The sequence below is a fragment of the Haloplanus sp. XH21 genome, from assembly GCF_023276355.1.
In the GTDB taxonomy this organism is placed as follows: domain Archaea; phylum Halobacteriota; class Halobacteria; order Halobacteriales; family Haloferacaceae; genus Haloplanus; species Haloplanus halobius.
In genome coordinates this window covers 1,271,533-1,297,939 of sequence record NZ_JALLPL010000001.1, presented here as the reverse complement: position 1 = coordinate 1,297,939, position 26,407 = coordinate 1,271,533, and the positions used below count along the sequence as shown (strand labels likewise).

At 69.4% G+C, this 26,407-nt stretch carries 26 protein-coding genes and 1 pseudogene; 12 read left to right on the top strand and 15 right to left on the bottom strand.

Annotated features, from left to right (window positions below):
* Positions 1-14: 14 nt before the first annotated feature.
* Entirely contained in the window at positions 15-1,571 is a 1,557-nt protein-coding gene (locus MXB53_RS06685) for a BCCT family transporter (protein ID WP_248896607.1), read from the top strand.
* A gap of 46 nt (positions 1,572-1,617) precedes the next feature.
* On the opposite strand, the gene MXB53_RS06680 is transcribed toward MXB53_RS06685, so the two are convergent.
* Both MXB53_RS06680 and ribH read right to left on the bottom strand, forming a co-directional pair.
* Entirely contained in the window at positions 1,618-2,823 is a 1,206-nt protein-coding gene (locus MXB53_RS06680) for a pyridoxal phosphate-dependent aminotransferase (RefSeq protein ID WP_248896606.1), read from the bottom strand.
* Positions 2,820-3,230 carry a 6,7-dimethyl-8-ribityllumazine synthase gene (gene ribH, locus MXB53_RS06675; RefSeq protein WP_248896605.1) on the bottom strand — a complete coding sequence of 137 codons (411 nt, stop codon included), beginning with the start codon at positions 3,228-3,230 and terminating at the stop codon, positions 2,820-2,822. The genes MXB53_RS06680 and ribH overlap by 4 nt, the downstream gene beginning before the upstream one ends.
* A 109-nt stretch (positions 3,231-3,339) precedes the next feature.
* Between ribH and MXB53_RS06670 the strand changes: the two genes are divergently transcribed.
* The 5 genes from MXB53_RS06670 (at position 3,340) to psmA (ending at position 9,934) form a co-directional block, all read left to right on the top strand.
* The gene (locus MXB53_RS06670) at positions 3,340-5,127 is read left to right on the top strand and encodes a flippase activity-associated protein Agl23 (protein ID WP_248896604.1); all 1,788 of its coding nucleotides are present in this window, start codon (positions 3,340-3,342) and stop codon (positions 5,125-5,127) included.
* 72 nt (positions 5,128-5,199) lie between these two features.
* Complete coding sequence (gene folP, locus MXB53_RS06665) at positions 5,200-7,659, top strand: dihydropteroate synthase (RefSeq protein WP_248896603.1); 2,460 nt, start codon at positions 5,200-5,202, stop codon at positions 7,657-7,659.
* A 40-nt stretch (positions 7,660-7,699) separates the two neighbouring features.
* Positions 7,700-8,482 carry an NRDE family protein gene (locus MXB53_RS06660; RefSeq protein ID WP_248896602.1) on the top strand — a complete coding sequence of 261 codons (783 nt, stop codon included), beginning with the start codon at positions 7,700-7,702 and terminating at the stop codon, positions 8,480-8,482.
* 57 nt (positions 8,483-8,539) lie between these two features.
* A complete protein-coding gene (locus tag MXB53_RS06655) occupies positions 8,540-8,890 on the top strand; it encodes a helix-turn-helix transcriptional regulator (RefSeq protein WP_248896601.1) in 351 nt (116 codons plus the stop codon).
* 282 nt (positions 8,891-9,172) lie between these two features.
* On the top strand, positions 9,173-9,934 hold the full coding sequence (gene psmA / locus MXB53_RS06650) for an archaeal proteasome endopeptidase complex subunit alpha (protein ID WP_248896600.1): 762 nt from the start codon (positions 9,173-9,175) through the stop codon (positions 9,932-9,934).
* 57 nt (positions 9,935-9,991) lie between these two features.
* Here the strand turns inward: psmA and MXB53_RS06645 are convergent.
* The 9 genes and pseudogenes from MXB53_RS06645 to MXB53_RS06605 all read right to left on the bottom strand — a co-directional run.
* Positions 9,992-10,339 (bottom strand): annotated as a pseudogene (locus MXB53_RS06645) (Rpp14/Pop5 family protein); the annotation flags it as partial.
* Positions 10,340-10,351: 12 nt separating this feature from the next.
* A complete protein-coding gene (locus MXB53_RS06640; RefSeq protein ID WP_248896599.1) occupies positions 10,352-11,035 on the bottom strand; it encodes an RNase P subunit p30 family protein in 684 nt (227 codons plus the stop codon).
* 38 nt (positions 11,036-11,073) lie between these two features.
* Positions 11,074-12,201 carry a M20 family metallopeptidase gene (locus MXB53_RS06635; RefSeq protein WP_248896598.1) on the bottom strand — a complete coding sequence of 376 codons (1,128 nt, stop codon included), beginning with the start codon at positions 12,199-12,201 and terminating at the stop codon, positions 11,074-11,076.
* A complete protein-coding gene (gene dapF / locus MXB53_RS06630; RefSeq protein ID WP_248896597.1) occupies positions 12,198-13,079 on the bottom strand; it encodes a diaminopimelate epimerase in 882 nt (293 codons plus the stop codon). The genes MXB53_RS06635 and dapF overlap by 4 nt, the downstream gene beginning before the upstream one ends.
* On the bottom strand, positions 13,076-14,323 hold the full coding sequence (lysA, locus tag MXB53_RS06625) for a diaminopimelate decarboxylase (protein ID WP_248896596.1): 1,248 nt from the start codon (positions 14,321-14,323) through the stop codon (positions 13,076-13,078). The genes dapF and lysA overlap by 4 nt, the downstream gene beginning before the upstream one ends.
* Positions 14,320-15,153: a 2,3,4,5-tetrahydropyridine-2,6-dicarboxylate N-succinyltransferase gene (locus MXB53_RS06620; protein WP_248896595.1), complete on the bottom strand. Its 834-nt coding sequence runs from the start codon at positions 15,151-15,153 to the stop codon at positions 14,320-14,322. Before MXB53_RS06620 ends, lysA begins: the two co-directional genes overlap by 4 nt.
* Positions 15,150-15,905: a 4-hydroxy-tetrahydrodipicolinate reductase gene (dapB, locus tag MXB53_RS06615; RefSeq protein ID WP_345779697.1), complete on the bottom strand. Its 756-nt coding sequence runs from the start codon at positions 15,903-15,905 to the stop codon at positions 15,150-15,152. Before dapB ends, MXB53_RS06620 begins: the two co-directional genes overlap by 4 nt.
* Complete coding sequence (dapA, locus tag MXB53_RS06610; protein WP_248896594.1) at positions 15,902-16,804, bottom strand: 4-hydroxy-tetrahydrodipicolinate synthase; 903 nt, start codon at positions 16,802-16,804, stop codon at positions 15,902-15,904. Before dapA ends, dapB begins: the two co-directional genes overlap by 4 nt.
* A 232-nt stretch (positions 16,805-17,036) precedes the next feature.
* Positions 17,037-17,546, bottom strand: a complete 510-nt coding sequence (locus tag MXB53_RS06605) for a DUF7549 family protein (RefSeq protein ID WP_248896593.1) — start codon at positions 17,544-17,546, stop codon at positions 17,037-17,039.
* A 122-nt stretch (positions 17,547-17,668) separates the two neighbouring features.
* Here MXB53_RS06605 and MXB53_RS06600 point away from each other — a divergent pair, with 122 nt between their 5' ends.
* The 3 genes from MXB53_RS06600 to MXB53_RS06590 all read left to right on the top strand — a co-directional run bounded on the left by MXB53_RS06600 (position 17,669) and on the right by MXB53_RS06590 (position 19,529).
* A complete protein-coding gene (locus MXB53_RS06600; protein WP_248896592.1) occupies positions 17,669-18,142 on the top strand; it encodes a DUF5793 family protein in 474 nt (157 codons plus the stop codon).
* Positions 18,143-18,172: 30 nt separating this feature from the next.
* Positions 18,173-18,799, top strand: coding sequence for a uracil-DNA glycosylase family protein (locus MXB53_RS06595; RefSeq protein ID WP_248896591.1), 627 nt, complete (start codon positions 18,173-18,175; stop codon positions 18,797-18,799).
* A 442-nt stretch (positions 18,800-19,241) separates the two neighbouring features.
* Positions 19,242-19,529, top strand: a complete 288-nt coding sequence (locus MXB53_RS06590) for a DNA-directed RNA polymerase subunit L (RefSeq protein WP_248896590.1) — start codon at positions 19,242-19,244, stop codon at positions 19,527-19,529.
* A 6-nt stretch (positions 19,530-19,535) separates the two neighbouring features.
* Here the strand turns inward: MXB53_RS06590 and hisF are convergent, their stop codons facing one another.
* Entirely contained in the window at positions 19,536-20,351 is an 816-nt protein-coding gene (gene hisF / locus MXB53_RS06585) for an imidazole glycerol phosphate synthase subunit HisF (RefSeq protein ID WP_248896589.1), read from the bottom strand.
* 104 nt (positions 20,352-20,455) lie between these two features.
* Here hisF and MXB53_RS06580 point away from each other — a divergent pair, with 104 nt between their 5' ends.
* Complete coding sequence (locus MXB53_RS06580) at positions 20,456-20,608, top strand: DUF7550 family protein (protein ID WP_248896588.1); 153 nt, start codon at positions 20,456-20,458, stop codon at positions 20,606-20,608.
* Between the two features lie 4 nt (positions 20,609-20,612).
* On the opposite strand, the gene purL is transcribed toward MXB53_RS06580, so the two are convergent.
* Positions 20,613-22,766, bottom strand: a complete 2,154-nt coding sequence (gene purL, locus MXB53_RS06575; RefSeq protein WP_248896587.1) for a phosphoribosylformylglycinamidine synthase subunit PurL — start codon at positions 22,764-22,766, stop codon at positions 20,613-20,615.
* A gap of 108 nt (positions 22,767-22,874) precedes the next feature.
* Here purL and MXB53_RS06570 point away from each other — a divergent pair, with 108 nt between their 5' ends.
* Complete coding sequence (locus tag MXB53_RS06570; protein ID WP_248896586.1) at positions 22,875-23,558, top strand: PHP domain-containing protein; 684 nt, start codon at positions 22,875-22,877, stop codon at positions 23,556-23,558.
* The gene (locus MXB53_RS06565; RefSeq protein ID WP_248898081.1) at positions 23,558-24,643 is read left to right on the top strand and encodes an asparagine synthase C-terminal domain-containing protein; all 1,086 of its coding nucleotides are present in this window, start codon (positions 23,558-23,560) and stop codon (positions 24,641-24,643) included. Before MXB53_RS06570 ends, MXB53_RS06565 begins: the two co-directional genes overlap by 1 nt.
* 1 nt (position 24,644) lies before the next feature.
* On the opposite strand, the gene MXB53_RS06560 is transcribed toward MXB53_RS06565, so the two are convergent.
* Together MXB53_RS06560 and MXB53_RS06555 are read right to left on the bottom strand one after the other, a co-directional pair.
* Positions 24,645-25,115, bottom strand: a complete 471-nt coding sequence (locus MXB53_RS06560) for an NUDIX hydrolase (RefSeq protein WP_248896585.1) — start codon at positions 25,113-25,115, stop codon at positions 24,645-24,647.
* Positions 25,116-25,335: 220 nt separating this feature from the next.
* Positions 25,336-26,325, bottom strand: a complete 990-nt coding sequence (locus MXB53_RS06555) for a transcription initiation factor IIB (RefSeq protein WP_248896584.1) — start codon at positions 26,323-26,325, stop codon at positions 25,336-25,338.
* Between the last annotated feature and the right edge of the window lie 82 nt (positions 26,326-26,407).

Genomic DNA, 26,407 nt, shown 5'->3' with positions numbered 1-26,407 from the left:
ACACCTCGATCACAATGTCACTTCGATCCTCCATCGGACTCGCGGACGCGACGCGCAGTGAGGTGGCCCTGTTCGGCGTGCCGGCGCTGCTCTCTATCGGCCTCGCAGCGGCCGGGATTCGGTACCCGGCGGCCGTCGGTGACGCGTTCAGCCGGAGTTTCGATCTGGTGTTGAACTACTTCGGCTGGTGGTTCATCCTGTTGAGCTTCCTCCTGACGGTCGGTCTCACGGCCTTCTCGCTGTCACGCTACGGACACCTCCGTATCGGCGGCCCGGACGCGACGCCAGCGTTCGGCCGCTTCTCCTGGCTCTCGATGGTGTTCACCGTCGGTTACTCCATCGCCGTCCTCTTCTGGGGCGTCGCGGAGCCAGTGTACATCCTCCAGTCGCCGCCGGAGCCGTCGCCGGTCCCGGGGGCTTCCCCCGAGTCGCTGGCGCTCGCGTTCACCTATCTCCACGACATCCTTCCCGGGTTGATCGCGTGGTACCTCCCATTCGCCATCGCGTTCGGTGTGATCGTCTGGGGCACCGGCGACTGGCGCGTCAGTACGGTCCTCACCCCGATTCTGGACCGCGAGCGGTACGCGAGCGTCTACTGGCTGGTCGATCTGCTGTCGCTGGTCGCCATCGTCGGCGGGCTGGCCACCTCCCTCGGCTTCATCGGTCGCCAACTCTCTTCCATCGTCTCGGTCGTCTACGGCGTCGACTCGCGACTGCTCACGGTCGGTCTGTTCGCCGGCGTCGCCGCGCTCTTTCTGGCCGACGTGTGGCTCGGCCTCGAACGCGGCATCCGCAACGCCGCGCGCGTCGCCGTCGTCGCGAACGTCGTCGCGTCAGTCGTCCTGTTCGTCCTAGGGCCGTCGCTGTTCATCGTCGAACTCGGCCTGGACGCGATGGGCGTCTGGCTGAACAACCTGCCGCGGCTCATGCTGTACACCGACCCGGTCGAGCGGAGCCTCTGGCCCCAGAACTGGACGAGTTTCTGGTGGGCGTGGTGGGCCGCGTGGGGCGTGTTCGTCGGCAGTTTCGTGGCCCGCGTCTCGCGGGGCCGGACCGTCCGCGAGGTGTTCGTCGGCCTGTGTATCGTCCCGACCACCCTGCTCGTGTTCCAGCACGCGGTGCTCGGGGGGCTGGCGCTCGCGCCCGGAAACGCGGCCGTAATCGGGGACGCACTCGCCGAGGGCGGCAACGCGGCGGCGCTGAGCACGGCCATCACGCTCGTCCCGTACGCTCCGCTCGTGGGGGCGCTGCTCATCGTCGCGCTCGTCGGCTACATCGTCACGTCGCTCGACTCGGCGGTGTACATGCTCGCTGCGATCAACACCGGCGATCGGGCGCCCAACGCCCGCATCCGCGCGACCTGGGGCGTGTTGATGCTCTCCATCGGCGTGATGACGACCTATCTCGGCGGCGGCACGCGCGTCCTCGAATCGTTCTCGACGACGCTCGCGCTCCCGTTTACCGTCCTCTACGCGGTCGTTCTCTACGCGGCCTACGTCTACGTCCAGCAGGACGTGGACTGGAGCGAGTACGCGCCACGGAGCCAGCGCGACGAGCAGATGCAGGACTGACCGACGCTCGAACGGGCAGAAAGCGAACGATTCCTTGCGAAGCCGATCAGAGGAAGCCGCCCTCGGCGAGGCGGTCGACCGCCTCACGGAGTCGGTCCTTGTCAGCGGCGTAGGAGATGCGGGCGTAGCCCGGCGTGCCGAACGCGCTGCCGGGCACCGTCGCGACGTGGGCCTCTTCGATGGCGGCCTCACACCAGGCCTGGTCGACGGGTCGCGGCTCATCGCCGCTTCCCCAATCCGAGGCGACAAGCGCCTCGCAGTCCTCGTCGACGGGCAGCATCATGTAGAACGCGCCGTCGCCGACGGGGACGTCGACGCCGTGGTCGGCGAAGAGGTCCACGAGCATGTCGCGGCGCTCGCGGAACGCGTCGCGCATCTCGACGACCGCCTCGTCGGTGTTTCGCAACGCCTCGATCCCCGCGTGCTGGACGAAGTTGACCGCACAGGAGACGGAGTGTGACTGGAGTTTGCCCGCCTGCGAGACGAAGGAGTCGGGGGCACAGAAGTAGCCGAGCCGCCAGCCCGTCATCGCGTAGGCCTTCGAGAAGCCGTTGACGGTGATCGTCCGGTCTTCCATGCCGTCCAGCGTGGCCAGACTCGTCGGGTCGATGTCGTAGGTGATCTGCTGGTAGATTTCGTCCGAGATGACCGTCACGTCGTGCTCGACCGCGAGGTCGCGGACGCCTTCGAGGGCCGCGTCGGAGTAGACGGCACCCGTCGGGTTCGACGGCGAGTTGACGACTAGCAGTTCGGTGTCGTCGGAGACGGTGTCGGCCAGGTCATCGAGCGCGGGTTCGAGCTGGAAGTCGTAGGGCGAGAGGTCGACCCGCGAGAGGTCGGCGCCCGCCATCTTCGCCTGCGCCTCGTAGGACACCCACGCGGGGTCGAGGAGGACGACTTCGTCGCCCGCATCGATGAGCGTGTGGAAGATCTCGTAGAGCGCCTGCTTGCCGCCGGGAGTGACCAGGACGTTTTCCGCGTCGGCGTCGATGCCGTCCTCGCGGAGTTTGGCGGCGATGGTCTCGCGGAGTTCCGGGACGCCGTTCGAGGAGGTGTAGCCCGTGTGGCCGGCGTCGAGGGCCGCTTTGCCCGCGTCGACGATGTTGGCGGGCGTATCGAAGTCGGGTTCCCCAACGGAGAGGTCGACCACGTCGACGCCGTCGGCTTCCAGTTCGTTCGCGAGGTTGCTGATGGCGAGGGTCGCGCTGGGTTCGACGCGCTCGACTCGCCCGGCGAAATCGAAGTCGATCATGGTAACGTTCGTACCATCTGCACCGCCGCGTTTACCGCTTCCGCTCCCTTCTCGACGCGCTCCCGGGCTTCGGCCCCGCTCATGCCCGGGCCGCTGACGCCGAACGTTACCGGCGTATCGCGATCCAGACTGACGCGCGTCAGCGCCTGTGCGGTCGCGTCGCCGATGACGCGGTCGTGGTCCGTATCGCCGGTGACGATAGCGCCGACGACGGCCACCGCGTCGATGTCGTCCCGCCGGGCGAGTCGATCCGCCGCCAGCGGCGCGTCGTACACTCCCGGCACCGGCACCGTTTCGCCGATTTCGGCGTCGGCCTCGGCCTCGGCGGCCGCCGACCGCGCGCGCTCCGCCATCGGTTCGGTGACCGACGCGTTGAACTGCGCCACCACCAGCCCCAGTGTAACCATAGTCGGCGCGTCGGCGCCGGGTGGGAAAGGCCTTACTGTGCGGCCGAAGGCGAGGACACCCGGAGCCGAAACAAAAGAGTTGTTACCGGCGAGATGGCAGGGGTTAGCGATGCGTTCTGACGACGGCCGCGCCCTTCGGGCGGTCCTGCTGGTCACCGCCCTCGCCCTCGCCGTCCGTGTCGTCGGCCTCGGCACCCGAATCTTCCACTGGGACGAGGGTCGCGTCGGCTACTGGATCCTCCGGTATCACGAGACCGGCGAGTTCGCCTACCGGCCCATCGTCCACGGGCCCTTCCTCTTCGTCGTCAACGACTGGCTGTTCGCCGTTCCCGGCCTCGGCGCCTCCGACTTCAGCGCTCGCCTGATCGTCGCGGTCGTCGGCGGACTCCTCCCGCTCTCTGCGTGGTTGCTGCGCGACCGATTGGACGACGTAGAGATGACTGCGCTCGCGCTCCTGCTCGCGCTCAACCCACTCCTGGTCTACTACTCGCGGTTCATGCGCAACGACGTGCTCGTCGGGGCGTTCGCGTTCGTCGCCCTCGCGCTTGTCGTCCGCGCCCTCGACCGAGGCGACGCCCGCCTCGTCTACCCCGCGGCGGCCGTCTTCGCCCTGGCGTTCACCACCAAGGAGAACGCCGTCGTCTATCTGCTGTGTTTCCTGGGGGCCGGCACGCTCCTGGTCGACCATCGCCTGTTCCGATCGGCGCGCGCCGGACGGTCGGTCCGACGGGTCGTCACCGAGGATTGGCGACTGGCCCTGGGCTATCGGCTCCAGCGATTCGGCGGCACCGTCGGCCGGGGAGCGGCGCTCACCGCGGCCCACGCCGTGGGGGCCGTCGCCGTCTTCGTCGCCGTCGTCGCCTTCTTCTACGCGCCGCGGCCCGACCTCTGGACGGCGCTCGGTGCGCCCGCCCGGCTGCCGGGCGTCCTCGAATCGGCCACCGTCGGCTCCTGGAAGTCCTTCTACGGCCTCTGGGTCGCCGGCAGCCACCAGAACCACGACTACCTCCCCTTCCTCTACGACTACCTCGAAACCCTGCTCTACGGGGCGCTGTTCGTCTGCCTGTTCGCCGTCATCGGGGTCGTCGCCGACGGCTACGAGGGGAGCGACGGCACCCGGGCGCTCGTCGCCTTCGCGACCTACTGGGGCGCGGTGAGCATCCTCGGCTACCCCATCGCGACCGACATCCGGGCACCGTGGGCCGTCGTCCACGCCGTGATTCCGCTCGCCGTGCCGGGGGCCGTGGGCGTCGCGACGCTCGTCCGCCGGGTCCGGCCGGCCGTCGCTGACATCTGGGAGTCGATCGGTGAGAACCCCGACGCCGACGCATCCGGCACCTGGACGCTCCCGGTGGCGCTCGCGGCGCTGGTACTCTGTGGCGCCGTGGTCGGCGTCGTCGGCGCCAACCTCACCTACACGAACGCCGCCTCGGAGGAGGAGGCGGGCGAAATCATCCAGTGGGCCCAGCCCGAAAACGAACTCAAGGGAACGCTCCAGCGCGTGCGCGCCGTCTCGCAGGTCACCGAGGGCACCGACGTGCTGTTCGTCGGCACGCACGCCCCCGGTAACCCCAGCGACGTGCAGTTCTACGTCGAGAACGAGAGTTCGCTGCGCCAGCCACGGCCCGGCGGCCCCGCCTGGCATACGCGCCTGCCTCTCCCCTGGTATCTCGAGCGTTACGGCGCGAACGTCACGAGCACGGCACCCAACGAAACGATCGGCGCGGATCCGCCGCCGGTCGTCATCGCCGCGGGGTGGGACGAGGATCGCGTGGCGAGCCAGCTGTCGGGGTACGACCGCCACCGCCACGACTTCCGTCTCTGGAGCGAGGAGATCGTCGTCTTCATCGATCGCGAGGCGCTTGCGACGGCGCGAGAACGCGGCGCGCTGTCGTAGACAGGCGGTCTCCCGACCGCAACGCTCGTCGCGACCCGTGAGACTAAAACCCTCGCCGAACGGAGTCGAGTCATGAACTATCACGCCGCCGCGGATTTTCTCTCGGACCTCCGTCGGTTTGCGGTCGACCCGGGGACGGAGTCGATCCGGGCGCTCCTCGGAGAACTCGGCGATCCCCACGAGGACGTCGCGTTCGTCCAGATCGCCGGCTCGAACGGGAAGGGCAGTACGGCACGCATGACCGAGTCAGTGCTCCGGGAGGCGGGCTACCGCGTCGGCCTCTACACCTCGCCGCATTTCGACGACCTGCGCGAACGCGTCCGCGTCGACGGCCGGAAGATCACCGAGTCCGCCGTCGCGGAGTTCGTCGAGCGCGTCCGACCCTTCCTCGTCGACCGAGCGGTCGAGGGCGATCCGCTCACCTCCTTCGAGACGCTCACCGCGATGGCGCTCTGGTATTTCGGGCGGTCGGACGTCGACGTGGCGGTGCTCGAAGTCGGCATGGGCGGGCGTCTCGACGCAACGAGCGTCGTCGACCCCGTCGCCGCCGCGGTGACCGCCGTCAGCCTCGAACATACGGATATTTTGGGCGAGACGCTCGGCGAGATCGCGGCCGAGAAGGTGACCGTCGCCCCCGACGACGCGCCCCTGGTGACGGGCGCGACGGGCGAGTCGCTCGCCGCTGTCCGCGACCACGCGCCCGACGCCGTCGCCGTCGGCGTCGCCGAGGAGTCGCCCGACGTGACCGTGCGCTACGACGGCCTCGTCAACCACACGGAGGCCGGCGTCGGCATCGAAGGACGGGACTGGGGCGTCGAGACGCGCGTCCCGATGCCCGGATCGTATCAGGCACGAAACGCTGGCGTCGCGGCCGTGCTGGCGCGACAGGTGGGCGGCGACCGCGTGACCGAGGCCGCTCTGGAACGCGGCCTCCGGAGCGCCCACTGGCCCGGTCGGTTCGAGGTGATGGCGTGTGACCCACTGGTCGTCCTCGACGGCGCGCACAACCCCGGCGCCTGTGCGGCCATCGCGGAGACGGTCGGCGAGTACGACTACGACGACCTCCACCTCGTCTTCGGCGCCATGCACGACAAGGACCACCGCGAGATGGCGGCGGAACTCCCCGACGCGGCGTCGGTGCGGACCTGCGCGCCCGCTCACGAACGCGCGGCCGATCCCGCCGTCCTCGCCGCCGCCTTCGACGCGGCCGACGGCGCGGACGTGACGACGGCACCGACGGTGTCGGCGGCGCTCGACCGCGCCCGTGGGGACGCCGCCCCGGACGACTGCGTGCTCGTCGTCGGCTCGCTGTTCGCCGTCGCCGAAGCGCGGCGCACCTGGTCCCGGCTCGCGGTGCCCCGCGATGTCGATAGCCAGGGCGACGCGCGGGCGGTCCTCGAACGGGCAAACGCCGACGCCAGCGATGTCACCGACGCCGCCGCCGAGAGCGTCCACCGCGTCGTCACGACGCGCCTCGACCGGCGCGAGGCGCGGGCGCTCGATCGCGCCGTCGGACGAACGGCTGCGACGGCCGTCACTGCCGACTACCGTACCGATCGCGAACTCCGGTCGGCCGTGGTCGCGGGCACCGACGGCGAACTCCGAGCGCTGCTCTCGGCGCTCGACGGACGCGACGAGGAGGTGGCGAACGTCGCCGCGATCCTGCGGGAACGGATCGACGAGGAGGACGGACTCCCCTCGCACGGCTACCCCTGGGAGGCGCGGCCGTCCGTGATGGGCATCCTGAACGTGACGCCGGACAGTTTCCACGACGGCGGCGACTTCTTCGATCCGACCGCGGCGGTCGAGCGCGCCGAGGCGATGGTCGAGGCCGGCGCGGACGTTATCGATGTCGGCGGCGAGAGCACGCGACCGGGCGCCGACACCGTTCCCACCGAGACGGAGATCGAACGCGTCACGCCGGTCATCGAGGCGATCGCGGATCTCGACGCGCTCGTCTCCATCGACACCCGGAAGGCCGAGGTAGCGCGGGCGGCCCTCGACGCCGGCGCCGACATCCTCAACGACGTGACGGGACTGGCCGACCCCGAGATGCGCTTTCTGGCCGCCGAGTACGACGTGCCCGTCGTCGTGATGCACAGCATCGACGCGCCGGTGGTGCCGGGCAAGACCGTCGCTTACGACGACGTGGTGTCGGACGTGATCGACGAACTCGCCGAGCGGATCGCCCTCGCGGAGCGCGCCGGGCTTCCTCGCGAGAAGGTGATCGTCGACCCCGGTCTCGGCTTCGGGAAAGACGCCGTCGAGGAGTTCACCCTGCTCGATCGCCTCGACGAGTTCCGGGCGCTCGGCTGTCCGATCCTCATCGGCCACTCTCACAAATCCATGTTCGGTCACATCGGGCAGGACCCGGACGAACGCCTGCCGGCGACCGTGGCCACCTCCGCGCTGGCGGTCGACCGCGGCGCCGACCTCGTGCGCGTCCACGACGTGCCCGAGAACGTCGCCGCCGTCCGCGCCGCCGTCGCGACGGCCGACCCCGACGGCGTTCCCGAGGACTGGCAGGCGTGAGGACGGCGCGTTTAACCCAGCGGCCGTCCTACGTCGCCGCGTGTGCACTCTGACGCTCGCGTGGCAGGTGTTTCCTGACGCACCGGTCGTCGTCGCAGCCAATCGCGACGAGCGCCGTGACCGCCCCTCCGAACCGCCGACGCGGCGTGGCTCGGATCCGTGGATCGTCGCGCCCCGCGACGCCGAGGCCGGTGGCACCTGGATCGGCTACAACGAGGCGGGACTGTTCGTCGGCATCACGAACCGCTGGCGCGCCGAGGCGCGGGCGGAACGCTCGCGCGGCCGCCTCGTCGACGACGCCCTGCAAGAGACCGACGCGGAGGCGGCCGCTCGCCTGGTCGAGCGGTCGGTCGCGGACCACGACTACGACGGGTTCAACCTCGTCGTCGCCGACGCCACGGGCGCCTATCTCTTCGAGTGGGACGGGGACCTGCGGAAGATACGGCTCCATCCGGGCGTCCACGTCGTCGTCAACAGCGGCGCGGCGCTCGGCGGGGGCGGCGCCGTGACGGATCGCTTCGTGACGCCCGAGGGCGACGGCGCCGAGCGCGCGGCCGAACAGATGGCCAACGCTCGAGCCGTCCGGGCCGAACTGACGCCGGAACCGGGGGAAGACGCGGCGTCGTGGCTCGACCGCGCGGGCGATGTCCTCGCGGACCACGAGTACGGCGTCTGTATTCACGAGGACGGCTACGGCACGCGGTCGTCGTCGCTGATCCGTCTCGGCGACGAGCCGACGTTCCGGTTCGCTCCGGGGCCGCCCTGCGAGACGGCGTACCGCACGGCCGACGCGAACGCGGACGCGGACGAAAGTCAACTTTAAACACGCGCCCCCGGTTTGTGAGTGTATGTACCGGATCGCCGATGCGGAGGTGAGCCGATGAGCGCCGCCGAGGACGCCGACCTCTCGGAGGTCGAACGCGCGGCGCTCGATCTCGTCCTCGAGACGCGTGGTATCCACCAGAGCGAACTCTGGAAGGAACTCGACATCTCCTCGCGGAAGGGGAGTCGGGTCGCCGAGTCGCTGGTCGACAACGACCTCATCCGACGGGAGGAGACGGTGTATCAGGGGCACAACACCTACTTCCTGATGCCGACCGCCAGCGACCTCGATTTCTCGTTGCTGATGGCGGGCGACATGCTCTCGCCCTTCATCGGCGAGGAGGAGGTCGACCCGCGAAGCGACGCCTTCTCGCAGTGGCTGATGAACCTCGCCTACGAAGAGTACTGAGACTGTCTCAAAATATTCGCCGCCTCGGCATCTGTATCGACTTACAGCCGGCAGTATGAGACGCGGAGCGGGCCGTTCGCGTGGCGTGCGGCGGCGGCGATAGCCGCCGAGCGGGCGGTGCCGACAAGAAAGGTATTTAGGACGCCGGGCCGGAGTGCCGGCCGAGAGACGCGTCGTGCGCGGGACGTCCGTCGGCGGGGCACCACGTGCCGTCCGGTGAGCCCCAGTCTGCCGACGGCGTCTCGGTCGCGACCGAACTCGATTTCGAGTCAACGTGATACAATGCAGGGACAAGCGCAACAACAGGCCTACGACCGTGGGATAACGATCTTCTCGCCCGATGGCCGCCTCTATCAGGTCGAATACGCCCGAGAGGCCGTCAAGCGAGGGACAGCGAGTATCGGCGTCCGAACCGAAGACGGGGTGGTACTGGCGGCGGACAAACGCTCCCGCTCGCCGCTGATGGAGCCGACGAGCGTCGAGAAGATCCACAAGGCGGACGACCACGCCGGCATCGCGAGCGCCGGCCACGTCGCCGACGCGCGCCAGCTGATCGACTTCGCTCGCCGCCAGGCGCAGGTCAACCGCCTCCGCTTCAGCGAACCGATCGGCATCGAAGCCCTCACCAAGGAAGTCACCGACCACATCCAGCAGTACACGCAGGTCGGTGGCGCCCGCCCGTTCGGTGTCGCCCTCCTCATCGGCGGCATCGAGGACGGCGAACCACGTCTCTACGAGACCGACCCCTCGGGAACGCCCTACGAGTGGAAGGCGGTCTCCATCGGGGCGAACCGTGGTGACCTCCAGGACTACCTCGAAGAGAACTACGGCGACGACCTCGACCTCGACGGCGGAATCGAACTCGCGCTCCGCGCGCTCGCCTCCGCCAACGACGGCTCGCTCGAACCCGCCGGTGTCGACGTGGGGACCGTCCCGGTCGACACCGAGGAGTTCCACGAACTCGACAACGACGAGATCGAGACCCACCTCGCCGACCTCGACCTCCTGCCGTCGGAGGACGAGGACGACGAAGACGAGGAGTAACGCCCGACTGTCGGGGGTCGACTCCCGACGCTTTTGCGGCCGGCCGTCACCCGCTCAGCGGTGCGAAAACCGCTCTTCGCAGGCCCGGATCGTCCCCGAGACGCCCCGGACGTAGAGACCGATCGGGTGATCGTCGACCTCGTGAACGCAGGCCAGTGCCGCTCGCGCCGGCGACACCTCGCCGTGACGGACGCGCACGACCGCTTCGCCGTGCCCGTCGTCGACCCGGAACCGGAGCACGCGGAGGTCGGCGTCGGCGCTCCCGGCGTCGCCGAGCAGGTTCCCCGCCGCGTACCACACCGCCCGCTGGAAGGCGTGTCTGGTGAGGTCGGCGCCGGCCGGCGCGTCGAGTTCGACTGCGAGATACCGCCACCGCGGCCGGAGATATTTTGGCAGGTGTTTCACGCCGACCCCACCTCACGCGTCCGGATCATACGGCCCCCGTTCGACGCCCGGCGAGATGAACGACTCGGACTGTCGGTGGCGGTTACGCGCCGCGAGCGCCCCCCACTCGCGGAGACCGTCCCGCACCATCTCGGCGTCGAACCCCACGGCCTCGCCGACGGCGACGAGCTCCCGCGGCGCGCGGAGCTGCCGGTGGGTCGTGGCGTTCGCGCTGACGACGGCGGGCGCGTCGCAGGCGTCGACGAGTTCGCGGAGTTTCCGCAGGTCGCGAAGCGCGCGAACCCGTTCGCCGCCGGTCGCCCGGAGGACGGGGCCGAAGTCGAACTCGATGCGGACGCCGTTCTCGGCGGCGCGGTTCGCGAGGACGTGATTCACGTCGCCGTCGTCGGCCATCGGTCGGGTGAGCACGTCGATGCGCTCGTTCTCCACCGCGAAGCGGTTGAGCCGGTCCGTGCCGCCGCGGACACAGAGGAGGGTGTGGTCGGGGCGCTCTCCACCGACGGCGCCGCTCGCCGTCTCGGGGTCGTCGGCGACGATTTCGAGGGCGTCGACGATGTCGATGGTCACCCCCTCGCGGAGGGCGTCGTAGTCCGGCGTCGCGCCGGTGGCGCGGAGCACGACGCCGTCGTAGCCCAGCCGCTCGGCGGTAGCGACAGCGTCGGCCGCCCCGTCCGGGGCGTGGACCGCCTCGTACATGCTCGTGAGCAGACCCCCCGGGCGCTTGGGGGTTGCGGTTACCCGACCAGCGCGTCGAGGGCGTCGGAAAGCGCCGTCGCCGCCCGCTCCACGTCGGCGACGCGGACGTACTCGCGGTCGGCGTGCGCGACCGGTCCCTCGTCGTCCGCGAGGACGCCGGGGCCGAAGACGACCGTCGGCGCGGGCGCGAAATACGACGCCTCGGTCGCAGCGGTGAAGGGCCGCACGGCGCCGCCCGCGCCGTCGGTGACGCGCTCGGCCGCCGCGGAGAGATGGCGGACGACCGGTTCGTCGGCGTCGGTGGCGAAGGCCTCGAGGAAGGGGGTCGGCCGCTCGGTGAGGTCGAAGGTGACGCCGACGTCGTCCGGGACGGCGTCGGCGACGGCCGTCTCCAGGGCGTCGCGGAAGCCGGCGGCCGACTCCGGCGGGACGCTCCGCCGGTCGACGGTGATGGCGCAGTCGGCGGGCACCTGGTTTGTCGCGTCGCCGCCCTCGATGACCGTCGGCGTGAGCGTCGCCGGGCCGAGGTCGGGGTGCGGGTCGCGGTCGGCGTCGAACCCGCGGATGGCGGCGAGCGCGCCCTCCGCGGCGGCGACGGCGTTCACCCCCGACTCGGGTTCGGCGGCGTGGGCGTTGGTCCCCGAGAGGGCGACCGTCCCCTCGAACCGCCCCTTCGCGGCGGTGCAGACGTCGAGTCCGGTGGGTTCGCCGACGATGTAGGCGTCGGCCGTGTCGGCGTCGACGCCGGGCAGGACGGTGAGGTCGAGCGCCGCGGCGCCCGTGGAGTACACCTCCTCGTCGGGCGTGACGGCGAGCGTCAGGCGGCCGTCGGGGTCGGTGGCGAAGAAAGCCGACAGCAGCGCCGCGAGCGGTCCCTTCGCGTCACAGGACCCCCGTCCGCGGATGATGCCATCGTCGCGTTCGTAGGGGACGTGTGGCGAGACGGTGTCGATGTGGGTGTTCAAGACGACGTGGGGTGAGCCCGACCCCTTCGTGGCGAGGGTGTTGCCCGCGTCGTCGACGGTCGGGTCGTGGCCGTGGGCGGCGAGCGTATCGACGAGGAACGATCGCATCTCGGTCACGTCCGCGTGGGAGTCGATCCGCACCGCCGAGTCGAGGAAGGCGATGGGGTCGAAGCCGTCGCTGTCCGCTCCGCTCGCGTTCATACCTCGGGGACCTCCAGATCGATCGCAAACTCGTGTTCGACTGGCCCGGTCAGCGTCGCCGGACCGTCGTCCGGGACGACGATGACGAGGTCACCGCCCGGCGGCGACACCCGGACCGGACCGTCGGCGTCGAGACGGCCCGTGCGCTTCGCGGCGGCGACGACGGCCACCGCGCCGGTGCCACAGGCGAGCGTCTCGCCCTCGACGCCGCGTTCGTAGGTTCGCTGCCGGAAGGCGACCGGGTCGCCCGGCGCGCCGTCGGTGGCCCCGTCGTCGAGGACGGCCCGAGCGGCGAGGGTGACGTTCGCCCCTTCCGGGAAGACATCGGCGTGGCGAACGGGCGGCGCGACGGTCTCCAGATCGACGGCGTCCACGTCGTCGACGAAGGCGACGGCGTGGGGGACGCCCGTGTCGACGGCGGTGACGGAGAGACCGTCGACCACCTGATCGATCAGGGGGCCGCCGGCGTCGTGCGTAAGGGGCACGTCGGCGGGGTCGAAGGAGGGACGCCCCATCTCGACGGTGACGCCCTCGGACTGGACGACGGCACGGCGGTCGCCGGCGGGCGTCTCGATGATCACCTCGCGGGCGCCGGTTTCGCGGGCCGCCCACGTCGCGGTGACGCGGGCGCCGTTGCCACACATCTCGGCGACGGAGCCGTCGGGTTGGACGAGCGTCATCGTCACCCGGACGGGCGAGGCGGTCGGATCGAGGTCCAGAAAGAGGACGCCGTCGGCACCGATCCGCTCGCCACGGACTCCCGTCTCCCGGTCGCAGTGCGTGGCCGCGAAGGCCGCGCGGTCCGCGACGGAGGCGTCGGCGGGGACGACGAGGAAGTCGTTGGCCGTGCCGTGGTACTTCTCTGCGCGAATCGTCATTCGTCTCCCTCTAAGGCGGTCAACGCTTCTAACCCTTCGCGTTCGCGAGCGAGGCGCACCCCGTCGGCGTCGCGGACGACCTCCGCGGGGCGCGGCCGCGAGTTGTACGTGTTCGCCATCTCGTAGCCGTAGGCGCCGGCGTTGCCGACGGCGAGCAGGTCGTCGCGGCGCGGGTCGGGCAGGGGGCGCTCCTCACAGAACAGGTCCGCCGTCTCGCAGACGGGGCCGGCGACGGTGACCGGGCGCTCCCGACGGCCGTCGGCGTCCAGATTGCGGATGGCGTGGTAGGCGCCGTACATCGCCGGGCGCAACAGGGTCGTCATGCCGGCGTCGACGCCGGCGACAGCGACACCTTCCGCCTCTTTCACCGTGTTCACCCGCGTCAGGAGGACGGCCGCGTCGGCGACGACGTAGCGCCCGGGTTCGACCGCGAGTCGGGCGTCGACATCGCCCAGCGCCTCGCGGGTGGCGTCGGCGACGGCGCCCAGATCGAGTGGGGGTTCGTCCTCGTGGTACGGGACGCCGAAGCCGCCGCCCACGTCGACGAACTCCAGGTCGCCCACGTCGCGGGCCAGGTCGCCCATCCGGGCGACGAGTTCGCGGTGGGCGTCCAGATCCTCGCCGGAGATGCCGCTGCCGGCGTGGGCGTGGATGCCGACCACGTCGAAGTCGTCACGGGCGTCGGCGAGGAGGTCGGCCGCGCGGTCGTAGGGCACGCCGAACTTGGCGTGGCCGCCCGTCGTCACCTTGGCGTGGTGGCCGGCGCCGACGCCGGGATTGACGCGGATGGCAATGCGGCCGTCGAAGCCGCGGTCGCGGAGGCGGTCGAGGGTGTCGCGCGCTCCGGCGACGACGGTCAGGCCCGCCGCATCATCGCGCCACCGCTCGACGACAGTGTCGAGGTCGGTCGCGGGCGGGTTGACCGCCGTGTACTGGATCTCCCGCCCCTCGAAGCCCGCTTTCAGGGCGCGCACCACTTCGCCGGCGGAGGCACATTCGGCGCCGAGACCGGCCGCACGGACCGCCCGGAGGACGGCCTGCCCGGTGTGGGCCTTGACGGCGTAATGCACGTCGGCGTCGGGGAACGCGGCCCGGAGACGGGTCGCGTTCGCCTGCACCCGTTCGAGGTCGGTGACGTACAGCGGCGTGTCGTACTCGGCGGCCAGGTCGGCCAGGTCGGCGGCGGCCCAGTCGCCGAGGCGGCGCACTTGCGGCCCGGTCGCCTCGACCGCCTCCTCGCTCATTCCCGGAGCGCCTCCTCGCGGCGCGTGGCGTCGCGCGTCTCGGCCTCGATGTCCATCGCGACGACGGCGGGCTTGTAGGCGCCGCCCGCAAAGAGGTCGTGGTCGCCGATGGAGGACTCCACCATCCGGGTGAAGGCGCGTCGCTCCGGCGGGAGGTGTCCGTAGATGACCTCCTCCTCGACGAGGTCGTAGACCGGAATCCGGGGCGAGAGCAGCGTGTTCTCGCCGACGACGGTGTTCTCGCCGACGACGAAGCCCGAGGTGACGCGACAGCCAGCGCCGAGCGAGACGCCGTCCTCGACGATGACGGGCGCGTCCTCGACGGGTTCGAGCACGCCGCCGATGAGCGTGTTCGCGCCGAGTTTCACGTTCTCGCCGATTTGGGCACACGAGCCGACGGTGTCACAGGAGTCGACGAGCGTGCCGTCGCCGACGTGGGCGCCGATGTTGACGAAGGAGGGACTCATCATGATGCAGTCGCTGCCCAGGTAGGCGCCGCGGCGGATGGTGGTGCCGTCGGGCGTGTTGCGGGTGCCTCGGTCGCCCAGGTCGCCCGTCTCCCGCAGGGGCAGGACGTCGTGGTAGTCGACGCCGCCGTAACTGCGGGCCTCCGTCTCGCGCAGGCCGAAGTTGAGCAGGATGCCCTGCTTGACCCACTCGTTCGCCTCCCATTCGCCGCCCCGCTTCTCGGCGGCGCGGACCTCGCCCGCCTCGAGGGCGTCGAGGAAGGCGTCGAGCGTGTCGTAGTCGTCGGCGGTGGCCGTCTCGGCGGCGACGGCGTCGTCGTCGTAGCGGTGCCACAGGTCGGATACGTCGGATTGGAGCGTCATAGTACGTCCTCGAAGTCGTATTCACCGGCCGGACGACCGGCGAGCCATTCTGCGGCATCGAGCGCGCCCTCGGCGAAGACGCCGCGGGACTCGGCCCGATGCGTGAGCGTTAGTACCTCGTGGTTCCCCGCAAGTAGTAGTTCGTGTTCGCCGCGGATGTCGCCGGCCCGGAGCGCGTGGACCCCAACCTCGTCCCCCTCCCGGGGCTGGTCGCCCTCGCGGCCGTGGACGCGGTCGAACTCGCCGCGGATCTCCGCGATGTCGTCGAGGATGTCGTTGGCCGTCCCGGAGGGGGCGTCGCGCTTGCGGTTGTGGTGGGTCTCGCTGAGTTCGATGTCGTAGTCCGGGAGCGCGGCAACGGCCTCCCGAACGACGCCCCGAAACGCCGTCATGGCGCGAGAGAAGTTCGAGGCCCGAAGCACGGGAATCTCCTCGGCGGCGTCGGCGAGGAGTTCCAGTTGCGGCTCCGAGAAGCCGGTCGTTCCGATGACGGCGGCGACGCCCGCGTCGGCACAGGCCTCGACGTAGCGCGTGCTCGAGTCGGAGACGGTGAAATCCACCAGCACGTCGGGGTCGCGCTCGGGCAGGAGGATCGGCAGGTCGGCCTCGTCGTCGACGGTGGTGCCCGCGACGGGCGGGATGGGCGTGCGGTTGACCGCGAGGACGACTTCGACATCCTCGCGGTCGTCGGCCGCTTCGAGCACCTCGCGACCCATCTGCCCGCCGGCGCCGGTGACGGCGAGGTGGATCACTGTTCGGCCTCCAGCGGATCGAGGGCGGCGAGAACCGAGGCGAGTTCCTCGTGGTGCTCCTGCGAGAGCCGCGTGAGCGGGAGACGGACAGTGCCGGGGCCGTAGCCCCGCATGGCCATCGCCTCGTTGACCGGGATGGGGTTGGTCTCGACGAAGAGCGCGCGCATCAGCGGGCCGAGTTCGTGGTGGCGCTCGCGGGCGTGTTCGAAGTCGCCGTCGAGCGCGGAGTGAACCATATCGACCGTCCGCGCGGGTTCGATGTTGGCGACGACGCTGATGGTTCCCGTCCCGCCGATGGAGAGGGTCGGCAGGATGAGGCCGTCGTCGCCGGCGAGGACGTGAAAGTCCTCGTCGCGAGTGCGCTCGACGACCTCCGACACCTGGTTCAGGTCGCCGCTCGCCGCCTTGTAGCCCAGGATGTTCGGATGGGACGCGAGGTCGACCGCCGTGTCGACGGAGATGTTCTGGCCCGTGCGCCCGGGGACGTTGTAGACGATCTGGGGGATGTCGATTTCGTCGGCGATGGTGCGGTAATGCTCGTACATCCCCTGGGGTTCGGGCTTGTTGTAGTAGGGCGAGATGAGGAGGAGCGCGTCGGCGCCAGCGTCGGCGGAGCGCCGGGAGAGCGAGAGCGCCTCGCGGGTGTTGTTCGACCCGGATCCGGCGATGACGGGCACGTCGTCGTCGACGGCGTCGATGACCGCCTCGACGACCTCGATGTGTTCGTCGTGGCTCAGCGTCGCGCTCTCGCCGGTGGAGCCGACGGGGACGAGGCCGTCGACGCCGGCGTCGGCGAGGCGTTGGGCGTCGGCCCGGAGCGTTTCGAAGTCGATACCGCCGTTCTCGTGGAACGGCGTCGTCATGGCGGGGTAGACCCCGCGGAACTCGGTGAGTGTCATTTCGTGTGGATGGGGTGGCTGCGCTGTTAGTCGTGTCGAAACGTCACAGTCCGGCGGCCGCCCGCGACGGGGGTGCTACGCCCGCCCCGAGCGCGATCACCGGCCGCGTTTCTTCAGAAGAGTCGTGAACGCACGCGTCGCTCCGGGGGAGCGAACGCCGAGGGCGACGCGTGCAACGGTCACGGCTGAAATGGGGTGTGGATCGTGTTTATAGCTTGTGCCTTCGACGGCGTCACGCCACGTCGGTCCGCTCGATGACGAGCAGGAGGCCGCCGAACAGGAGCAGGAAACCGACGCCGATCGGGATGGGGAGCGACGAGAAACCTCGCGTCGCGAGGTAATACGTCGCCGCGGCGAAGACGAGGCCCGTCACGAGCAGGAGCGCGCCGAGGAGACGCACGGGGTCGACGGGCCACGATTCGGCCCACGCCTCGCGCCGATAGTAGACGATGGAGACGAGCAACGCGGCGGCGTAGACGCCGGCGCCGACGGCCCAGACCTGATAGACGAGTTCGATGGGTTGGCCCTGCTGGAAGGCGATGGCCGAGAGCGGATCGGCGAGGGACACCCCCCGAGCGATGGGCACGCCGAACACGTATCGCACCTGGACGAGAGGGAACCGGACGAACAGGACCGCGCTCCCGCTCGTGCCCGCGGCGTAGGAGACGTTCCAGGGGATCAGCGCTGCCAGCCACGTCATCAAGACGGCCAGTTCACCGGCGTACTCCGACCGGACCCACATACTCGTGAAGAGACTCACATGGGATAAAATCCCATCGGCGCGAACGACGCGAAGTCCGCCGCCGGCCGGGAGACGGCGGGCGTTACGTTCATACCCTCTGAACTCAAAGGGTCGCGTACGGAATGAGGCGCGAGCACTTCGAGTTGGAAGCAGACAACATCGACTGGGTGGAGACTGGCGATCAGCCGGCCGAACCCCGTGTCGTCATCGACTTTCAGGGACCGAAAGAGGCGTTGACTGATCGCCTGACCGACGCCGAGGGGGAGCTGCTGGAGGACGCCGAAACGGACGTCACCTTCCGCCTGCAGGATCCCCTCGACGACCCGGACGCGACGGGCGTCGTCAGCGTCACCGACCGCATCACGGGGGATTTCCTCCTCGAACTCAACGAGGACGCCGACGATGTCCTCCGGTTCGTCCGAGCGGCCCGGAAATACGGTCAGTCGACCGACGACGACGGTGGCCGATACAGCGTCACCATCCAGATCGATGGCGAACCCGTCACCACCTACTCGAAGAGCACGTTCCTCGTCTACGACGCCAACGGGAGCCTTCTGCGGTCGAAGAGCCTCATCCCGTCGGGCGTCGAACTCTAGGTTTACCTTTCTCGACGCGTATGCGGTACCGTGCGAAACGTCACCGACCGCGTTAGCAATCCGTTTGGCATGCGACCGCCCTGCGATCGGTTCGTTCCGGGGTACGGCGACGCCAATGCGCATTTTCACGTCATCGGCGACCATCCCGGCGTCCACGGCGGCAGCGAGACGGGCGTCCCCTTCACGGGACATCCGGCCGGCCGGCGCCTCCAGCGCGCGCTTCGTGACGCCGGCCTCCTGCGGACGACCGGCGACGAACCCGAGGTAGCGAACACGTATCTCTCCTATCTCCACACCTGTGTCACCGCGGGCGAACCGACCGAGGACGACTACGGAGCGATGGAACCCTTCTTCGACGCGGAACTCCGCGCCATCGCGGCGCACGTCCTCCTCCCCGTCGGCGAGCGACCGATCCGACACGTCCTCGAAACCTGCACAGCCCACGAGACGACCGACCTCGACGTCGAGGCGCTCCACGCGACCGAACTCCTGGGAAGCGGGTGGCTCGTCCTCCCGATTCGCGACCCGAGCGCGTGGGCCGACGACGACGCCGACCGTCTGGTCGACGCCATCGAGACGCTCCGAGAGACCGACTACCGCCGCGAGAGCGACCTCGGGCGGTTCATCGCGGGCAACGACCCGTATCTGGTCCGATGAGCCTGCTGAAATGAGATACGGATTCTATCCGATCATCGAACAATAGAGAAACATACGACTAGATATAGGTGCGTTCGTACCCGATATTGATCTATTCGACAGGTTTTTCAACACAAGCGTCAAAATTGAAACTGGCGCGAGCGGCTTTCGGCCGGGCGCGCCACAGCATCGCACGGCACATTGCGAGTCAGGTGCTCCTCGCAGTGGCTTGGTCAGTCGAACGACCACATCGCGTGGTCCGTACGTTCTCCGTTCGGGGGACGCCACTCTCGGCGTCGCCCGTTCGTTGAGATCGAGTATAGTAGCCTTTGTAAGTCATCACACACCAGATCGCACGCAATCCGGCGAGCAGGTGTGCAAACAGTTCCAAACGCTACTATATCTCTCCACCCGACGGGGCGTATACGAAACCTTGAAACGCCAACCGCCGGTAGTTAGCGACATGGAACTGCGGGTCATCGAAATCACCGACGAGGAACTTCGCATGGAGATCGCGGGCGAGGATCACACGTTCATGAACGTCCTCAAGGGGGCGCTTCTGGAGACGGCGGGCGTCGAAGCGGCGACGTACGACATGAACCCCGAACAGTCGGGTGGCCAGACGGAGCCGATCCTCTCGGTCAAGACCGAATCCGGCACCGATCCGCTGGAGGCCGTCGCGGACGCCTCGCGCCAGGTGCAGGACGTCGCCGACGACTTCGTGGCCGCGTTCGACGACGCCGCCGCGTAATCCCTCTCAGAGCCGAACCGGAACGCCGCGCTCGTCGAGATACTCCTTGACCTCGCGGATCGAGTATTCGTCGTAGTGGAAGATCGACGCCGCGAGCGCGGCGTCGGCCCCCGCCTCGCTGAACACTTCGTACATGTCGTCGGGGCCGCCACAGCCCGACGAGGCGATGACGGGCGTCGAGACGTTCTCACAGACCGCGCGGGTCAGCGGGATGTCGTACCCCTCCTTGGTGCCGTCGGCGTCGATGGAGTTGACGAACAGTTCGCCGGCGCCGCGTGACTCCACCTCGCGCGCCCACTCCACGACATCGATGCCAGTTCCCTCGCGGCCGCCCTTGATCGTGCATTCGAACCAGCAGGACTCGCCGTCGACGCGTTCGTAATGCTCTCCTTTCTCGTCGTAGCGGCGGCGCGCGTCGACGCTGATGACGATACACTGACTGCCGAAGGCCGCCGCGCCCTCGTCGACGATCTCGGGGGTCTGGATGGCCGCGGTGTTGATCGACACTTTGTCCGCCCCCGCCCGGAGCGTCTCCTTGATGTCGTCTTTGGTGCGGATGCCACCGCCGACGGTCAGGGGGATGAACACCTCGTCGGCGATGGATTCGACGACGTGGAGCATCGTCTCCCGCCCCTCGGCGCTGGCCGTGATGTCGAGAAAGACGAACTCGTCGGCGCCCGCCTGGTTGTACTCGCGGGCCATCTCGACGGGGTCGCCGGTGTACTCCAGGTTCTCGAAGTTGACACCCGTATACACCGCCGCGTTGCCCTCGTCGTCGATGTCGACGTCGATACAGGGAATGATGCGCTTGGTTACGGCCATCCGTATGCGCTGCTACGCCACCGTCCGTCAAAAGCCGCCCGGTCGGGGTGGCGTCCGACCGCCTATCGGGAGTCTTTTTGTATCGCCACGCCGCACGCAGAGGCATGGACGATCACGCTCACGAGGACCAGGACGAGGATACCGACGGTCGCACCACGTCGCCGATGCAGGACTTCTCGACCGGCGAGGCCGGCGTCGGCTTCGTCGTCCTCCTCGTCGGTCTCGCGGTGACGTTCGGTCTGCCGCTACTGCTGTAACCGCTTACTCCAGTTCTCGCTCAATCACGGCCCGCAGGTCGCGGATCGCCGACGCCGTGCGGACGAGTCGTTCGTCGTCGACCGTCAGGTCGAGGTCGCCCTCGGTCGTCGCCTCGCCGAGTCGTCGGACGGGCACGTCGCCCGCCGCGTCTCGCACCGCCTGTGGGTCCGTCGTCTCGACGACGACCCGGCCCGGCGTCTCGTCGAACAGTTCCGCGACGCTCCCGAGGGCTGCGTCGACGCCGACGTCCGCCGACACCATCTCCGCGAGCGTCACCGCGAGGCCGCCGTGGCTCACGTCGTGGACCGCACGCGTCGACGCCAGATTCGCCACCTGGGCGACGCGCTCGACGGCCGTCGCGGGATCGGCGGGCAGGTCCGGGAAGGCGTCGCTACCGCCCAGCTGTGCCAGATACTCCGACCCGCCGAGCGCGTTCCCGAGCGTCCCGACCTCCAGCAAGACGCCGTCGCCCGTGACGCCCATCGGGGGCGCGTCGTAGCCCTCGCGGGTGCCGATCATCGCCACCGTCGGCGTCGGTGGAATGGGACCGGCGACGGAGTCGTTGTACAGGGAGACGTTGCCGCCGACGACGGGCACCGAGAGGTCGCGGCACATCTCGGCGAGGCCGTCGACGATAGCGGAAAAGCCGCCGTAAACGTCGGGGTTCTCCGGGTTGCCGCCGTTGAGACAGTCCACGGCGGCGTGGGGCGTCGCGCCCTTCGCGGCGAGGTTGGTCGCGTTCTCCAGCGCGACGGCCCGCGCGCCCTCGTAGGGAGCGGCGTCGGTCCAGGCGGGGACCGCGCCCGACGAGAGCGCGAGGCCCGTGCCCGCCTCGCGGATGGCCATGACTGCCGCGTCGTCGCCGGGGCGACGCGCCGTCCGCGTGCCCACCTCGTGATCGTACTGGCGGTAGACCCACTCCTTGCTCGCCGTGTTGGGACTGGCGACGACGGCCTCGAAGGCCTCGGTCAAATCGGCGTCGGGCAGATCACGGCTCGCTCCCGTCGGCGGTTCCATCGGCAGGTCGTTCATCGGCGCACCCTCCGCGAGGAAGTGTGCGGGCACGTCAACGACCGTCTCTCGGCCTCGTGACTCGTCGTCCTCGCCGCTCGGCTCGAACGTACAGACGTAGTTCCCCTCGGTTACCTCCCCGATGACCGAACAGCCGAGGTCGTAACGGTCGGCGATTTCCTGGACGCGCTCTACGTCCTCCGGCCGCACCTCGTAACACATCCGCTCCTGGGACTCCGCGAGCAGAATCTCCAGGGCGGACATGTTGGGTTCGCGCTGATGCACGTCTTCGAGACGGATTTCGGCGCCGAGACCGCCCTTGGCGACGAGTTCGCTGGAAGCACCGCCGAGGCCTGCGGCGCCCAGGTCGCGCGCGGCGCGAATCAGATCCTCGTCGACGAGCGCTTCGTTGGCCTCGATGAGGAGTTTCTCGGTGTATGGGTCGCCCACCTGGACGGCGGGGCGGTCCTCGGTCTCGGCGTCCTCGCTCAGGTCCTCGCTGGCGAAGGAGGCGCCGCCGAGGCCGTCGCGGCCGGTGGCGTTGCCCACGAGGACGAGTTTGTTCCCCGGCGTCTTCGCCTCGGCCGTGACGAGGCGGTCATCAGTCACCAGGCCGACGCAGGCGACGTTCACGAGCGGGTTGCCCTCGTAGCCGTCGTTGAAGTCGACGCTGCCGGCGACCGTCGGGACGCCGATGGCGTTGCCGTAGTCCGCGATGCCCTCCACCACTCCTTCGAAGAGATATCGGGAGTGTTCGCGGTCGAACCCGCCGAAGTAGAGGGAGTCGGTCAGCGCGATGGGGTAGGCCCCCATCGAGAGGATGTCGCGGACGATGCCGCCGACGCCGGTCGCCGCGCCGTCGTACGGATCGACGTAGGAGGGGTGGTTGTGGCTCTCGATGCCCATCGCGACGTACATCTCGTCGCCGTCGTCGTCGTGGACCGGGAGGGCGACGACCGCGGCGTCGTCGCCGGGGCCGACGACCACCTGCTCGGCGTCGGAGTCAAAGGCCGACAGCAGGGGTCGCGACGACCGGTAGGCGCAGTGCTCGCTCCAGAGGTTCTCGAACAGCGCGGCCTCGGCGGGCGTCGGGTCCCGCCCGAGTTCGGCGGTGACGAGGTCGTGGTCCGGATCGGACAGGCTCATTCACCTCCGTCTTTCACGCTCCCGAGGTAATGTCTTTCCATTGGGGGCAGAGGCGCGGACACCCGCCGAACCGGCGTGTTTTTCACCGCGCGTATCTAGAGGCTCACCGTGTTATCGGTCGAGTTGCACACGCACTCGTCGCTGTCACATGACGGCCGCGACCCGGTCGACCACCTGCTCGAACAGGCGTCGTCGGTCGGCCTCGACGCCCTCGCCGTCACCGACCACGACGAAATCGACGCCAGCCTCGACGCCGTCGAGCAGGCGCCCGACTACGGCCTCGTCGGCATCCCGGGCATGGAAATCACGACCGCCGCCGGACACGTCCTCGCGCTTGGCGTCCGCGAGGCCGTGCCCGCCGACCTGCCGTTCGACGAGACGCTCGACCGCATCCACGACCAGAACGGCATCGCCGTGATCCCGCACCCCTTCCAGTCGTCGCGCCACGGCGTCGCCGCCCACATCAGCACTGAAGCGCTCGCGAGCGCCGACGCCATCGAAGTGTACAACTCCCGCCTCCTGACCGGGCGCGCCAACCGCAAGGCCGAGCGGTTCGCCGTCGAACACGGCCTGCCGATGACCGCCGGCAGCGACGCCCACATCGCGGAGATGGTCGGCCAGGCGGTCACGCAAGTCGACGCCGACGGCCGCTCGGCCCGAAGCATCCTCGACGCCGTCGCCGCCGGCCGAACGAGCGTCGTCGGACGGCGCACCCCCTGGCACATCAGCTTCCGGCAGGCCGCGGGCGGCGCGAAACGGCGAATCCGCCGTGCCATCGGCGATCTACTGTGATCCGCGGGACCGATCCGGCGACCGTTCGCCGTGCCCTCGACGCGACCGACCCCCTCCCCGGCACGGCAGGCTTCGCCGGCCACCTCGACGGCCGCCTCGTTCGGGACGTTCTCGGCCGCCAACCGCTGTTCGGCACGCCAGAGGACTGGGACTTTCGACCCGGTGCCGTCGACGCGGCCGCCTCGCCGGTGCCCGCGGGTCACGTCCGCGAACGAGTGGATGGGCAGGTCCGTGACCGCCGCGTCTGGTCACTTCCTGCCCCAGCCGTCGCGGCCGACGACGGGACTGCCTGTGCCGCCGTTCGGCGCGCCGTCCGCGAGTCCGTGACGGCAGTCGATCCCGACGGCGTCGCGGTCGCGTTCTCCGGTGGCCTCGACTCCGCGCTCGTCGCCGCGGGCGTCCCCGACGCCCCCTGTTACGTCGCAGGCTTTCCCGACGCAGCCGATGTCGAGCGGGCGCGCGCGGCCGCCGATGAGATGGGCCGTGATCTGCGGGTGGTCGAACTCACCCACGACGACCTGGAGCGGGCGGTTCCCGAGGTGGTCGCCGCGACGGGACGCGCCGATCCCATGAGCGTGACCATCGCGCTGCCGCTGTATCTCGTCGCCGAGCGCGCCGCCACCGACGGCGTCGACCGCCTCGCGCTCGGGCAGGGCGCGGACGAACTGTTCGGCGGCTACGCGAAGGTCGTCGATCCGGCGAGCGACGGCCGCGTGGCGGCAACCACCGTCCGGGGCGCGACCCGCGAGGTGATCGAAACGCTACCGGACCAGCTCGAACGCGACACGCTCGCGCTCCGGACGGCGGGCGTCGAACCGGTAACCCCGCTGTTGACCGACGCCGTCGTCGACGCGGCGCTCCCGCTTCCCGACTACCTGCTCGCGACGAGCGACGAACGCAAGGTGGCGCTCCGACGGGCAGCGAGCGACTGGCTGCCGCCGTCGGTCGTCACCGCGGACAAGAAGGCAGTGCAGTACGGGAGCCTCGTCTCCCGCGAACTCGATCGACTGGCCCGACAGGCCGGCTTCAAGCGTCGCATGGACGATCACGTCGGGCAGTATATCGACTCGCTGGTCGAGTCATAGGTCACGACTCCGCCGCCGCGGCCTCGATGGCTTCCAGTCCCAACGCCTGCACGTCCGGATCGACATCGACCTCACGAAGCGCTGCGGCGTCGTACCAGGACCACGCCGCCGCCCCCGGTTCGCCCGGATCGGGATCGATCGTACGGCTCTCGGCGGTCGCGTAGAAGACGTGATCGACGTGCTGGTGGCCCACTTCGCCGTCGCAGACGTTCACGTCGGCGAGCATCAGGTGTCGGGGACGGGGAATCGCCCGCGCCGTCGTCGAGCGCACGTCGCGATGGTCGGTCAGCAGCGTCGGGTCGAGTCCCGTCTCCTCCCGGGCCTCGCGGAGCGCCGTTTCGTGGGGGAGTTCGCCGCGGTCGACGTGGCCGCCAGGCGGGAGGCGGAGATCAAGTCGAGGGTGGTCGTGGAGTGCGGTCGCACCGTCCGCGACGAGATACACCGTCGCGGTGAAATGTCGGGTCGTCTCCATGGGCGGCAGTGGCCCGCCGGACGTATCGACGTTGCGCTCGACCGTGGGCGGATTTTTTATCGGATGCCGGGAGCAGACGGCCCGTGAGCCATCTCCGTCTCAAAAACGACCGAATGAATCGCACGATACCCATTGACGCGGCGGTGGGGACGATAGAAATCGACCTTTCCGGCGAAACGCAGCGGATCGTCGTCCCGGCGGACGTGTCGGTCGAACGGCGTTAGGGAACCTGGATCTGCTCTTCGGCTTCGAGCAGTTCGTGATATCGGTTTCGGATGGTGACCTCGCTGATGTTGGCGACTTCGGACACCTCGCTCTGGGTCACCTTCTCGTTGGTGAGGAGCGCGGCGGCGTAGATGGCAGCGGCGGCGAGCCCGACCGGACTCTTGCCGCTGTGGACGCCCTGGTCCTTGGCGGTTTTCAACAGGTCGCGGGCGCGGCGTTCGGACTCGTCGGAGAGGTCGAGTTCGGAGGCGAATCGGGGGACGTACTGCTCGGGGTCGGCCGGCTGGATCTCGAGGCCGAGTTCGCGGACGACATAGCGGTACGTTCGAGCGATCTCGTCTTTCTCGACGCGGGAGACGGTGGCGATCTCGTCGAGCGAGCGGGGGGTGCCGGCCTGGCGGGCGGCGGCGTAGAGGGCACTGGTGGCGACGCCCTCGATGGAGCGCCCGGGGAGGAGGTCGTCGGCCAGGGCGCGGCGGTAGATGACGCTCGCGGTTTCACGGACGTTCTCGGGGAGGCCGAGCGCGGAGGCCATGCGGTCGATCTCGCCGAGGGCCTGCTTCAGGTTGCGCTCCTTGGAGTCGCGGGTGCGGAACCGCTCGTTCCACGTGCGCAGCCGCTGCATCTTCTCCCGCTGGCGGGCGCTCAGCGTCTTGCCGTAGGCGTCTTTGTCCTGCCACCCGATGTTGGTCGAGAGCCCCTTGTCGTGCATCATCTGGGTCGTCGGCGCGCCGACCCGGGACTTCTGGTCTTTCTCTTTGGAGTCGAAGGCGCGCCACTCGGGGCCGTGGTCGATCTCGTCTTCCTCGACCACGAGGCCGCAGTCGGCACACACCGTCTCGCCGTGTTCGGTGTCCGTGGCGAGCTGGCCTCCGCACTCCGGACAGCTCAGTTGCTCGCTGTCCGTCTCGGTACTTTCGCTCTCGTCCTCGCGCTCGCGCGCGCGAGAGCGTTCGGTCGTGTAACCGCGTGCGCTATCGGTCATTGGTTTGTATCGTGAGCAAAACGGCTCTGTACAGAAAGTAGTTCGACGAGAAGGTTTAAATCTGTCGGAGTCGTCTGGCGAT

What these genes read in the sequence shown, in the direction of transcription:
- MXB53_RS06685 (WP_248896607.1), top strand. Translation starts at nt 15, where the DNA reads ATGTCACTTCGATCCTCCATCGGACTCGCGGACGCGACGCGCAGTGAG.
- MXB53_RS06680 (WP_248896606.1), bottom strand. Translation starts at nt 2,823, where the DNA reads ATGATCGACTTCGATTTCGCCGGGCGAGTCGAGCGCGTCGAACCCAGC.
- ribH (WP_248896605.1), bottom strand. Translation starts at nt 3,230, where the DNA reads ATGGTTACACTGGGGCTGGTGGTGGCGCAGTTCAACGCGTCGGTCACC.
- MXB53_RS06670 (WP_248896604.1), top strand. Translation starts at nt 3,340, where the DNA reads ATGCGTTCTGACGACGGCCGCGCCCTTCGGGCGGTCCTGCTGGTCACC.
- folP (WP_248896603.1), top strand. Translation starts at nt 5,200, where the DNA reads ATGAACTATCACGCCGCCGCGGATTTTCTCTCGGACCTCCGTCGGTTT.
- MXB53_RS06655 (WP_248896601.1), top strand. Translation starts at nt 8,540, where the DNA reads ATGAGCGCCGCCGAGGACGCCGACCTCTCGGAGGTCGAACGCGCGGCG.
- psmA (WP_248896600.1), top strand. Translation starts at nt 9,173, where the DNA reads ATGCAGGGACAAGCGCAACAACAGGCCTACGACCGTGGGATAACGATC.
- MXB53_RS06640 (WP_248896599.1), bottom strand. Translation starts at nt 11,035, where the DNA reads ATGTACGAGGCGGTCCACGCCCCGGACGGGGCGGCCGACGCTGTCGCT.
- MXB53_RS06635 (WP_248896598.1), bottom strand. Translation starts at nt 12,201, where the DNA reads ATGAACGCGAGCGGAGCGGACAGCGACGGCTTCGACCCCATCGCCTTC.
- dapF (WP_248896597.1), bottom strand. Translation starts at nt 13,079, where the DNA reads ATGACGATTCGCGCAGAGAAGTACCACGGCACGGCCAACGACTTCCTC.
- lysA (WP_248896596.1), bottom strand. Translation starts at nt 14,323, where the DNA reads ATGAGCGAGGAGGCGGTCGAGGCGACCGGGCCGCAAGTGCGCCGCCTC.
- MXB53_RS06620 (WP_248896595.1), bottom strand. Translation starts at nt 15,153, where the DNA reads ATGACGCTCCAATCCGACGTATCCGACCTGTGGCACCGCTACGACGAC.
- dapA (WP_248896594.1), bottom strand. Translation starts at nt 16,804, where the DNA reads ATGACACTCACCGAGTTCCGCGGGGTCTACCCCGCCATGACGACGCCG.
- MXB53_RS06605 (WP_248896593.1), bottom strand. Translation starts at nt 17,546, where the DNA reads ATGTGGGTCCGGTCGGAGTACGCCGGTGAACTGGCCGTCTTGATGACG.
- MXB53_RS06600 (WP_248896592.1), top strand. Translation starts at nt 17,669, where the DNA reads ATGAGGCGCGAGCACTTCGAGTTGGAAGCAGACAACATCGACTGGGTG.
- MXB53_RS06590 (WP_248896590.1), top strand. Translation starts at nt 19,242, where the DNA reads ATGGAACTGCGGGTCATCGAAATCACCGACGAGGAACTTCGCATGGAG.
- hisF (WP_248896589.1), bottom strand. Translation starts at nt 20,351, where the DNA reads ATGGCCGTAACCAAGCGCATCATTCCCTGTATCGACGTCGACATCGAC.
- MXB53_RS06580 (WP_248896588.1), top strand. Translation starts at nt 20,456, where the DNA reads ATGGACGATCACGCTCACGAGGACCAGGACGAGGATACCGACGGTCGC.
- purL (WP_248896587.1), bottom strand. Translation starts at nt 22,766, where the DNA reads ATGAGCCTGTCCGATCCGGACCACGACCTCGTCACCGCCGAACTCGGG.
- MXB53_RS06560 (WP_248896585.1), bottom strand. Translation starts at nt 25,115, where the DNA reads ATGGAGACGACCCGACATTTCACCGCGACGGTGTATCTCGTCGCGGAC.
- MXB53_RS06555 (WP_248896584.1), bottom strand. Translation starts at nt 26,325, where the DNA reads ATGACCGATAGCGCACGCGGTTACACGACCGAACGCTCTCGCGCGCGC.